Consider the following 11,326-nt stretch of genomic DNA (forward strand, 5'->3'; position numbering starts at 1 on the left):
CCGAGCCGTGCGAGATCACACGTACGCCTGGGCCGGCGCCGAGTCGGTGACCGTGTCAATCTGCACCCGTCGCACTCCCCTGCTCCGACAGGCAATTTTGCAAGTGCTTGTCGTGATTGACGTTTTTCGGGGCGACCGTGTCAATCTGTCAAAAAAATACGATTACCCCTGCTTGCAACGATTGGCGGCACGGCTGCGGTTCAACGAAGGACTGCCGCCTGGGCTGGCTGACCAAGTCGTGGAGCAGTTCTGCAACGAACACTCTGAGCGCTACTTGCTCGCGTTCGCCTATGGCTACCTGGGCGAGCACGACCTGCTGAGTGTTCGCAATGATGCCGAGAAGTTCCTGCTCCTCGCCGTTCTCAACCTCGTGGAGTGCATTGCCCTCGTCGGAACTCAACCGCCGTCGGATTGACCGAGGATCCCGGACCTCCGGTCAAGGTGGAACGGCTGGACGCTCACAGTGGGTCGGCATGTCTGACACTGAAATCGAGGTCCCTTCGGAACACGGTCGGTTCCGGAAACCGATTTGATTGACCTGGATCTCGATGAGCCTGACATGCCACGAGGACGCTAAATGCGAATCCCGGCTCTGTTGTCGAACTGCTATCGTATTCGATGAGCGTTCTGCCCCTTGGCGACAAAGGTCTCGAGCTTTCGTTCGACGCGGTCAAATAGGTCAGTGAGCCCGGTATCTCGACATCCCCTTCTGTTACGCGCCGTGACTGCAAGATCGCCGAGGCCTGCTCTATGCCACAAGCGCAGGTTCGCACAGGCGCAGTAGTTGCGATCGAATCTCTCCGGGCGGCGCTGTCAGATCCACCGTCGCAAATCGGATGCCGTGCTCCTGGATGACCACCGTCTCATCAACGGCGTCACCGACGGAAGGGTGAAGCAGCAAGCCACTGGCGCAATCCGCAAGCGGATCGCCGTTCCCAACCTGAGAACGCAAGTAGGCGTAGATCTGGTAAACGTAGCCGCTGCGCAGTGTTTCGTCTCGATACCAGCCGCTTGTGACGATCGACGTGAACTTGGTGTCAATGACGATTCGCCGACCGGACGGCGCGTGGTCCAGCACCACGTCGGTTCGCATCGTTGGCAAGATCTTGTCAATTCCTGACGTCTTGTGCTCAATCTGCCAACCGAGCGTTCCGCCGCACCTAACACGCCATCCCTGCGGTTGCAGCACCACGTCATAGAAGCCCCCTACGGCCTTCTCGAACAGTCGGCGGACCCAAGTGACCTCACGGTCCGGCAGAGTCAACACGTTCATCCCCGTCGTCTCGGTTGGCAAGGCAAGATCAACCGCCAGCTGCGCCGCAGCAACCATGAATCTGTCGTGCGCGTCGTTGCGGCCAAATCGATCGGTGCTCATCTGAGCTCGAGTGGGAACTTTGCCGGAGACTCCCATGGCTTTCATGCCACTCGCAAGTGACCGGCAGCGATGGGCCACGTCTTTCCTGCGCACGATCCTGGAGATGGATTCCAGCGCCGCACGGACGAAACGATTGCGCGGAGTGTCGATCGTCAACTCGTCAAACCGACAGGCCACGAGGCCACGGTCCAGCAGTCGCTGCCGTTCCGTGCTCAGGACATCAATCCGACCCCGCACGCGATTGAGAATAGCGTTCTGAGATCGGTAGCCAAGACTGAGCTGACGGCGCTGCCTGACTTCAACTGCGTGGGCCAGAATCTCAGCGACTAGATCAGGCAGGTCGTCAGGGCTTTCCTCCAGGTCGACATTGCCGATGCCCCCAGTACGGAACAGGTCCGAGGCATATAGCATCAGCAACCACAGGTTGCGCACCGGAATACGTCCGATGTAGCCCTCTACGCCTGTTAACGCGTTCTCGAGTTGGTCCGCGCCCACAACGACTACCAGTCCTTAATCAACCGTGCGCAGCTCTTCTGTGCTGCATCAGGAGCATCAAACCAATACTCATCGAGCAGAGGCCCGATCTCCGTGTCGACCACCTGCTGGAACCACTTCCTCGTGTCCCCCACCTCCAGCCTGTGGGCGGGCGTTACGTAGCTGTGGCCAATCCGGAACTGCTTTCCCAAGCGGGCGTCGGCAGCGATCTGGTCATTGAGCTCGGCGATCCGGTGCTCGATGTCCTTCACCAGGCTTGAATCGACAGCACACTCTTTGACCACCCAATCACGCCAAGCGGAGCCCAACCGCGGTTCTAAACTCACGAAGGCGAAGCGACGGCGCAGCGCTAGGTCGACAAGGGCCAGCGATCGGTCAGCGATGTTCATCGTGCCCACAACGTAGAGGTTCTCCGGTATGTGGACCGGACGGCGCTCGCCATCTGCATCTGGGTAGCACAGCTCCAGTGCCTCGTTGGGCGTGCGTTTTCCGGCCTCCAGCAGCGTCAACAGTTCGCCGAAAATCTGCGCCGGGTTTCCGCGGTTGATCTCCTCAATCACCACGACAAACTTCGACGATGGGTCCTTCGACGCGGCCTTGATCGCTTCCATGAAGACGCCGTCGGCCAAAGACAACTTGCCTTCGCCGGTCGGCCGCCATCCCCTAACGAAGTCCTCGTAGGACAGATTTGGGTGAAATTGCACTGCGCGGACTTTGCTTTCGTCCTTCTGCCCCATGAGCGCGAACGCCAGCCGCTTCGCCAGCCACGTCTTGCCGGTGCCAGGTGGCCCCTGCAGGATCAGATTCTTCTTTGTACGAAGGCGGTCGAGCAGCCGGTCAATCTCGTCACGTTCGAGGAAACATCCGTCCTTGAGAATGTCGTCGACCGAGTACGGAACGATCGGCGCAGCGACCTGAAAGGCCTCACGCACCTCGCCCTCCGTTGCTTGATCCTCAGCAACCTCTCCCCCAACAGCACCGGCTGGTGCGGGTTCGTCAATCGGGTCCTTGTACATCCAAGACGAAAGCGATAGGTCAGGGAAGCTATGAACCGGGTATCCGTCCTCACCGAAGCGCGACCGCAGATCGTCAAGCAGCTTCAAGTAACTACGGGCGTCACAGGGATCCTGCTGACCAGTGGCAACACTCAGCCCGAGGCGCTTGTTGATGTAGTGGCGCGACTGGCTATCGAGGGTTAGAAACTCCCACGGGTGCATCCAGTAGAGACCTGTCGACAGATTCCACGCGACCCCCCACACTTGGGTGGCCTCGTCGTAGGACTGAATGAAGGCATCCCGAGTGCCCGGTTGCTCGTCTTCGATGCGGTTCGCCGCCACGAACACCTTCCATAAGGCGTCGATATCGCCCGCACCACGCTTGTCGGCGTATGCAAAGAACCAGGATCGCTGGTTGTTGAGAACAGGAATGCCTTCGAATGAGGGCGGCACAGGGACCGTCACACCCAGGAACTTGGCGAGTTCACCTGCGATGATCTTGCGGTTTGCGTCGGTCATGGATCGGTTGAAGGTCCCCATCGCGGTGAATGGGCAGATGTCTCGCAGCGGGCCGCTGGTGCCGTCTGGAAACTTGTCCTGCAAGTAGCCCAGGCCCTGAACACGCGAGGCAATCTGGTGAATGCCCTCGATGAGCGGGGTTCGGTTGTCCGCGAAGGTGAGAAGTTTCTCGGCCACAGCCTCGTAGAAGTCCGTCCACTGAAAGCGCTGCCTTTCTGGCGACGTAGTCCCGAAACGCTCCCGCCAGAACGGCTCGTTTCGAAAACGATCCACGTCCTGCGGTTTGCCATCGAAGGCGAATGCGATCAACGCATCGTTCATCCAGTCACCGGGCAGCACACGCCAGATTGTTCCCCGGTGAGTGTTGAAGTACCACTCCCGTACCGGTGCGACCTTGGTCCAGTCCACCTTCACTCGTTTTCCGTCGTTGAGGTTTTCAGTGATCCTGCCGACAGCCTTGATCGCCATCACGGATACTGTTTGCCCGCGATTGTCGAAGGGCAGCCCGTGTTTGCGTGTGTACGCCGACTTGATAGCAATCCGATCTCCCGGCCGCATTGATCGCACCATGTCGAGGTGCCTGTCCTCATAGCCGTTCTCCCAAATCCCCTCTGAAAGGAATCTCGGCATCTGATCATTGGTCCCGCCAAAGGCTGCACCGACAAACCACGTTGAATTCGATGCGCTATTGTTCGTTTGCTCACTCATTGCGGCCCCTCTTAGTAATACTGCCGGATGTAGCTGTACGCCTTTTCGAACAGTTCCTCATCCGCGTGCAGCTTGTATTTGAAGAGCGCCTTGCGCAGTGCCTTCTTGACCTCGCGCTCGCCAGCCTGCGTGCCCTGCCAACCGGGGAAGCGCACAAGGCGCACGATCTCATCGATGTCCGCAACTACTCGCTCGACCATGATGGGCGTCTCGGCGGTCTTTACTTCGTTGAACAGTTCGGTCAGCGCCGCCTTGCCGCGATCCTCGTCCTCTTCGGGCGGGACCTCCTTCTCGGCCTGCAGGGTCTCCTTGGCGATCTCCAGCAACTGCTTCAGAAACTCGACGCTGTTGATCTGACCGGACTCGAAGCGGTCCTTCAGCGCATCGAGCCGTTCCGACAGCTTCTTGAACTTGGGGTTGCCGCCGTGCCCGCGCAGCCGGCGCTTGAGCTTGATCTCGATTTCCTTGGCCTTCTTCGGGTCGGGGTTCGAGAGCACGGCCTCCAGGAGATCGGCGTCCAGCACCAGGGTGTCGAGGTCATCCCGCACGGCGTCGACATGCACGTTCTGGTGGATCAGCTCGATCGTCTTGGCGCCCAGCGAATGCCAGATCAGCTTGCCGTGGCCGCTGGACGGCTGTACGGACTGATAGACCTGCGACAGCCACTTGTAGTCCTTCTCGAAGGGGCCCAGCACGGTGTCCGGTGACAGCGCCTCCCAGATCTTGTTGAGCACGCTGTACTCGGCGGCGAAGTTGTCTCGCACCTCGTTGTTGGGCAGGCACTGCTGCGCGGCAATCAGGCCCTCATAGCCCTGCAAGCTGACGTCGCAGCCGGCAAAGAAGGCCAGGCACTTCTGCATGGCTTCGGGCAGCTTGTCCTTCAGCTCCTGGATGTTGCTGACCACCTGCTTGACGCTCTGGTCGTCGAACTCCAGCGCCGCTGCCACGTCATCGAAGATGCCGAGGTAGTCCACGATCAGGCCGTGAGTCTTCTGCTCGGAGTAGGTGCGGTTCACCCGACAGATGGCCTGCAGCAGCGTGTGATCGCGCAACGGCTTGTCCAGGTACATCGCCTGCAGGATGGGCGCGTCGAAGCCTGTCAGCAATTTGGCCGTGACGATGATCAGCTTCAGTGGGTCGGCCGGGTCGCGGAAGCGATCCAGCAGCCGTTCCTCTTCGTCACGTGTGCGGTCGTACTTCGCGTACTCAGGGCGATCCTTCTTGTCGGACGCCTGCACCGACATCACGATGTCCGTGGCCTCGGGCGGCAGCAGCTTGTCCAGCTCGGCCTTGAACAGCAGGCACGACTCCCGGTCGAACGTGACGATCTGGCCCTTGAAGCCGTTGGGCTCCACCTTGGTGTGGAAATGCTCGACGATGTCCTCGCACACCTTGCGGATGCGCTCGGGCGTCTTGACCAGCACGGCCATCTTGGCGGCGGTCTTGGCTAGGTTGTCCTTGTCCAGATCCGACAGACCGCCGGTCAGGTCTTTGTACGCGGCATCCAACGCGGCCTTGTCGATGTGGAGGTCGATCAGCCGCGGCTCGAAGTGCAGCTTCAGCGTGGCGCCATCGCGGATCGACTCTTCGAACCCGTAACGGCTCATGTAGCCCTTCTCGTCTTCGTCGGCACCGAAGGCGTAGAAGGTGTTGCGGTCGGCGCGGTTGAGCGGCGTTCCCGTCAGGCCGAACAGAAACGCATTAGGCAGGGCCTCGCGCATCTTCCGGCCTAAGTCACCTTCTTGCGTGCGGTGGGCCTCGTCCACCAGCGCGATGATGTTGCTGCGCGTGTTCAGCGCCCCGCTGGCCTCGCCGAACTTAAAAATCGTCGTGATGATGATCTTGCGCACGTCCTGCGCCAGCAACTGCTGCAGCTTCTCTCGGCTGTCGGCCTTCTCCAGGTTCGGAATGTCCGCCCCGGTGAAGGTGCCCGTGATCTGGCTGTCGAGATCGATCCGGTCCACCACGATCAGCACCGTGGGGTTCTTCAGGCCGGCATGCAGGCGCAGCTTCTGCGCGGCGAACACCATCAGTAGCGACTTGCCCGAGCCCTGGAAATGCCAGATCAGGCCCTTTCTGGGATGGCCAGCCAGCACACGCTCCACGATCTTGTTGGCCGCCTCGTACTGCTGATAGCGGCAGATGATCTTGATGCGGCGCTTCTTCTTGTCCGTGGCGAACAGGGTAAAGCTGCCGAGGATGTCCAGCACCACATGCGGGCGCAACATGCTCTCGGCCGAGAGCTTGAGGGACTTCAGCGGGTGGTGTTGCGCATCGCCGCCGTCCAGATGCCACGGCCCCCAATCCTTGACCGGCAGGCCGATCGACCCGTAGTGGTAGGCCTTGCCCTCGGTGGCCACCGAGAACACGTTGCAGACGAAGAGCTCGGGCACGAACTTCTCGTAGTCGTCGTGCACCTGCACCGCGCCGTCGACCCAGCTGATGCACTTCTTGACCGGCGTCTTGGCCTCGATCAGCACCAGCGGCAGACCGTTGACCAGCAGCACCAGATCGGCACGGCGCTCGGCGGGCCCTGCGCGGTAGATGAACTGCTGGGTGACGACGTACTGGTTCTGCTTCAGGTCGTCCAGGTCGATCAGCCGTACCGGCACATGCTCGTTGTTGCGGCCGAAGGGCATGGAGCGCTCGCCACGCATCCAGGCGGTCATCTCCTCGTTGGCGCGGATCAGGCCGTCCGAGCGCACCGACAACACGATGGCGCGCAGCTTGTAGAGCACCTCGTCGGCCCGGACGGGCTGGAGGGCGATCTCCGGGTTCAGGCGGATCAGCGCATCGCGCAACCAGGGCTCGACCATCACCTCCTGAATCTGGCGCCGCACCTCGGAGGGGGCTGCGTAGCGCCAGCCGATGCCTTTGGGGCTGGGGCCGTAGCTGGGCAGGGGTTCCTGTACGGCGTTTGCCGGTGTCGCCTTGATCGGGCCTGCGAGCAGGTCGCGGACGTAGGCTTCGACGGTGTTGGATTCATTGAACGACATTGCAGATCGCCTCCTCACGCAATTCGCGCTTTACCGTCGCTGCCTGCTCACGTCGTCGAAGGATCTCAGCTCTTGCCTTTGCCACCGCGTCAATACTGGCCACTGCCGCTCTTTGTTCATCCAGTGGCGGTGTCGGAATGCTGAACCCTTTGATCATTGCCAAGTTCAAATTGGGTTGCGCAGCACCCTGAGCCATCGCGCGAAGCGATAGGTATTTCCCAGACAGGTAGTAGTAGACAAACCAAGGGTCAAAATCGGCGCTCGGGTAGATGGCAGCGCATGCCTGGTTGACAGCGGCCTCGATGCCAAGCATGCCAACGCGACCCCGCGTGGGCCCTTGACCGTAGAGTGCAACCACGACGGAGCCCGAAGGGCACAGCTTCGCGGCGGACCCGTTCAATCCTTCGGCAGTGATGCGCTCTTCCGTCGACGTAATGACGTAGTAATTGACCTCGCCGGTCTTGACCCACGGTACGTCACCATTCCAAAAGGCCGCGTTGTTTCGGCTCGGGGTTCCGCCGGTCGTCACCTTGAAAACCTGCCCGATCGGCTGCTTCGGCCAGCCGTTTAAGTCGGCATCTAGCAAGTCCTGCATTGCTGCTCGCTGCAATCGGTTGGCTTTGTGTTCGGCCGTTCGTAGTTCTTCTTCAAGCGCGACGATCGATCCGACGAGTTCAACGAGACGGCTCTGTTCGTCTTTCGACGGTAGCGCGAACTCTTGCGCCGCCATCGTTCTCCAATTGATTGTTGGTGAAAGTGAACCAACAGAGATTTCGACAGCTCGCTTCATGAACAGTTCACTCTGCATGAAGAACGGCAGAAACTCGGGCAGCACGACGTCAGGCTTGGCTCGCAGCACCATCGCGTGTGCGGAGCAGATCCCGTCGAACTCCGCGACACCGAGCTTCCGCTGGTAAGCCCGGCGGCGACCAAAAATGATGTCCCCCTTCTTGAACATCAGCTTGGTTGCTTCCACATCGTCCGGGGTGCCCCAGCGACGTATCTTCAGTGAGTCGGAATCGAGATGTTCCAGGCCAACGTAGTGCTCCATCCCGGACTCAGAAGGGTTGTCGATGCGAGCATTGACGTTGGTCGCCATTTGATCAAAGCGCCAGATCTTCCAGCTCGGCTTCAAGTTCTTGCCGTCAGACACGCTCGACGTCCTCCGCAATCAGGCCATTCAGCGTTTCCACCAGCGCGGCCATCTGCTGCCAGAAGGACCGTCCGTCGTTCTGCCACTGCGCCCAGGAGGAGCGCAGCGATACCGCGTCGCCATTGCTGTCGGTTGCGATGGCTGCGGCAATGCGCTTCACGTACAGCGGGATCGACAGGTTGGCCCCGTTGCCGCCAATCTCGGCCAGCGTGGCGACCTTGGCGAAACCGGGAACATCCGAAAATGTCTTGTACGCAGCCAGGATGCGCTGCTGGTGCGCTGGCGTGAGGAAGCTCTGTGCGCGCTCGCGGGTGACCTCGTTCACCGCGTCGATGAAGATCACCTTGCCCTTGCGTGCAGCCGCCTTCTTGCGGTTGCAGATGACGATGCACGACTCCATTGGGGAGTTGTAGAACAGGTTGGGCCCCAAGCCGATGACGGCTTCCACCCATTCTTGCTCGACCATCTTGACGCGCATGGCCTGTTCCTCGTTGCGGAACAGCACGCCATGCGGCCAGAGCACGGCGCAGCGCCCCTTGGCGGTGAGGCTGGTCAGGATGTGCTGCTGGAACGCGTAGTCGGCGCGGCCCTGCGGCGGCGTGCCCAGGGAATTGCGGCCCCACTTGTCGCTGCTCCAGGCCTCGCGGTTCCACTGCTTGATGGAATACGGCGGGTTGGCCAGGATCACATCGAACTGGCGCAGGCGGTCGCCCTCGATGTGCTTGGGGTCGGCCAGGGTGTCGCCGCGGATGATCTCGAAGTCTTCCACGCCGTGCAGGAACAGGTTCATGCGGGCGATGGACGAGGTGATCAGGTTGCGCTCCTGCCCGTAGAGCTTGAGCGTGCGGTACTCGCCGCCCGAGCGCTTCACTTCGTCCAGCGCCGAGATCAGCATGCCGCCGGTGCCGCAGGTGGGGTCGTAGATCGACTCGCCTGCTTGCGGCGCCAGAAGTTGCGTCATCAGGTGGACGACGGTGCGGTTGGTGTAGAACTCGGCGGCTGTGTGGCCGGAGTCGTCGGCGAACTTCTTGATCAGGTACTCGTACGCGTTGCCGAGCTCGTCCTCGGGCACGTTGGCCACCGACAGCGTCTGGGTCGAGAAATGCTCGATCAGGTTCTTCAGCGTCTCGTCGGGCAGGCGCTCGCGGTTGGTCCAGGGGGCGTCGCCGAAGATGCCATCGAGCAGATCCGGGTTGGCGGTCTCGATGGCGCGCATGGCCTTCTGGATGGCGGCGCCGACGTTCTTTGGGGTCTGGCGCACGTCATTCCAGTGCGCACCCTCAGGGATCTGGAAGCGGTGGTTCTCGGCGAACTGCGCGTAGGAGAGATCGCCGCTTGAGTTGGCCAGGGCTGCTTGGTATTCCTCGTCCCAGACGTCCGAGACACGCTTGTAGAACAGCAGCGGGAAAATGAACTGCTTGTAGTCGCCCGCGTCGATCAGGCCGCGCAGCAGCACGGCAGCGCCCCACAGGTAGCTTTCCAACTCTTGCTGGGTGATGCGTTTGCTTGGATGACTCATTGCAGCCATCCTCCTTCGCTCATGACCTGCGCGAGCCGCTCTTCGGCCTCACGGCAGCGGGTCAGCGCAACCTTGAACGCCGCGATGGCGTCGGGCAGCGGTGGGATGTCTTCCTGTAGCGGTGGCAGCACGTAGCGCGAAATGTTCAGCGTCCAGTCTTCGGCCTTGATCTCATCGAGGCTGACCACCCGAGTCGCGTCCTGCACGTCGGCAAAGCCGCGATACCAACCGAGGATTTCGGCAGCGTGCTCGGGCTCCAGATAGTTCTGCGCGCGCCCCCGGCGGAACATACGTGAGGCATCGGCGATAAGAACCTTCTTCTTGTGCTTGACCGGTTTGCGTTCGCGCAGGACCAGGATGCACGCGGCCAGGCCGGTGCCGTAGAAGAGGTTGGGTGCCAGCCCAATCACGGCCTCGACCAGATCCAGCTCCAACAGCTTCTGCCTGATGCTGCCTTCCACGCCTTTGCGGAACAGGGCGCCCTGGGGCAGCACCACGGCCATCCGCCCGCTAACGTCGGCCATGGACTTGACCATGTGCTGCACCCAGGCGAAGTCACCACTTGACGAGGGAGGCAGACCGGCAAAGTTACGACCGAAGGGGTCGTTCAACCACAGGTCCTCGCCCCACCTTTCCAGCGAGAACGGCGGATTGGCGATCACGCAGTCGAAGGTGGCCAGTCGGTCGCCCTCGAAAAAGGCCGGGTTGCGCAGCGTGTCCCCGCGCACCACTTGGAAGTCCTCTATGCCGTGCAGGAACAGGTTCATCCGCGCGATAGAGGAGGTGGTGAGGTTCTTCTCCTGCCCGTACAGCTTGCCCCACAGCCGCTTGACGTCGCCGTGCATCTCTTTGACGTGCTGCACGGCAGCCAGCAACATGCCGCCGGTGCCACAGGCCGGGTCGTAAATGGTCTCGGCTTCCTTGGGATCGAGCATATCGATCATCAGCCGCACCACGCTGCGCGGGGTGTAGAACTCGCCGGCCTTCTTGTTGGTCGCATCGGCGAACTTCTTGATCAGATATTCGTAGGCGTCGCCAAGCAGATCCGAGTTGACGTTCCTGTTGCCGAACGGAAGCTTGGAGAAGTGCTCGATCAGGTCCTTGAGCAAGGCATCTGACAGCCGCTCCTTGTTCGACCACTGGGCATCCCCGAACACGCCGTACAGGGTGTCCGGGTTGGCTTTCTCGATCTCCCGCATCGCGCGCTGGAGGGCCGCACCAACGTTGCTCGCCTTGGTGCGGACATCGTTCCAGTGGCAGTCGTCGGGGATTTGGAAGCGGTGCGACTCCGGGAACCAAGCCAGTTGTTCGTCGCCGGTATCGTCAACGATCTCCTGATACTCCTCGTCCCAGACATCGCAGATGCGCTTGAAGAACAGCAGTGGGAAGATGTAGGTCTTGAAGTCAGCCGCATCCACTGGGCCGCGCAGGATGTTGGCGGATTCCCAGAGGTGGCTTTCGAGCTGGCTGAGGGTGACGTTGGGATCGCTCAAGCGAATGGTTCCTTCTGTTCGATGCGGGTACGGTGCGATTGTCCGCGCCTTTCTTCAGTGCGGCGGTTCGATC

7 protein-coding genes are annotated in these 11,326 nt (G+C 61.0%); 1 reads left to right on the forward strand and 6 read right to left on the reverse strand.

The window, feature by feature from the left end:
* Nucleotides 1–7 precede the first annotated feature (7 nt).
* Nucleotides 8–415: a hypothetical protein gene (locus tag BLS74_RS34755; protein WP_212733626.1), complete on the forward strand. Its 408-nt coding sequence runs from the start codon at nt 8–10 to the stop codon at nt 413–415.
* A gap of 333 nt (nt 416–748) precedes the next feature.
* On the opposite strand, the gene mcrC is transcribed toward BLS74_RS34755, so the two are convergent.
* The 6 genes from mcrC to BLS74_RS04900 are packed head-to-tail and all read right to left on the reverse strand — an operon-like array spanning nt 749 to nt 11,253.
* Nucleotides 749–1,870, reverse strand: a complete 1,122-nt coding sequence (gene mcrC, locus BLS74_RS04875) for a 5-methylcytosine-specific restriction endonuclease system specificity protein McrC (RefSeq protein WP_244503757.1) — start codon at nt 1,868–1,870, stop codon at nt 749–751.
* A gap of 5 nt (nt 1,871–1,875) precedes the next feature.
* Nucleotides 1,876–4,092: an McrB family protein gene (locus BLS74_RS04880; protein ID WP_093103417.1), complete on the reverse strand. Its 2,217-nt coding sequence runs from the start codon at nt 4,090–4,092 to the stop codon at nt 1,876–1,878.
* A gap of 11 nt (nt 4,093–4,103) precedes the next feature.
* The gene (locus BLS74_RS04885) at nt 4,104–7,088 is read right to left on the reverse strand and encodes a type I restriction endonuclease subunit R (protein WP_093103419.1); all 2,985 of its coding nucleotides are present in this window, start codon (nt 7,086–7,088) and stop codon (nt 4,104–4,106) included.
* Nucleotides 7,075–8,241, reverse strand: coding sequence for a restriction endonuclease subunit S (locus BLS74_RS04890; RefSeq protein WP_093103421.1), 1,167 nt, complete (start codon nt 8,239–8,241; stop codon nt 7,075–7,077). Before BLS74_RS04890 ends, BLS74_RS04885 begins: the two co-directional genes overlap by 14 nt.
* Entirely contained in the window at nt 8,234–9,760 is a 1,527-nt protein-coding gene (locus BLS74_RS04895; RefSeq protein ID WP_093103422.1) for a type I restriction-modification system subunit M, read from the reverse strand. The genes BLS74_RS04890 and BLS74_RS04895 overlap by 8 nt, the downstream gene beginning before the upstream one ends.
* Entirely contained in the window at nt 9,757–11,253 is a 1,497-nt protein-coding gene (locus tag BLS74_RS04900; protein ID WP_093103424.1) for a type I restriction-modification system subunit M, read from the reverse strand. The genes BLS74_RS04895 and BLS74_RS04900 overlap by 4 nt, the downstream gene beginning before the upstream one ends.
* Nucleotides 11,254–11,326 lie beyond the last annotated feature (73 nt).

The organism is Variovorax sp. CF079, assembly GCF_900101545.1.
Lineage (GTDB): Bacteria > Pseudomonadota > Gammaproteobacteria > Burkholderiales > Burkholderiaceae_C > Variovorax.

Excerpts from the sequence above, each read along its gene's own strand:
- BLS74_RS04880 (WP_093103417.1), bottom strand. The coding sequence starts at position 4,092 with ATGAGTGAGCAAACGAACAATAGCGCATCGAATTCAACGTGGTTTGTC.
- BLS74_RS04885 (WP_093103419.1), bottom strand. The coding sequence starts at position 7,088 with ATGTCGTTCAATGAATCCAACACCGTCGAAGCCTACGTCCGCGACCTG.
- BLS74_RS04895 (WP_093103422.1), bottom strand. The coding sequence starts at position 9,760 with ATGAGTCATCCAAGCAAACGCATCACCCAGCAAGAGTTGGAAAGCTAC.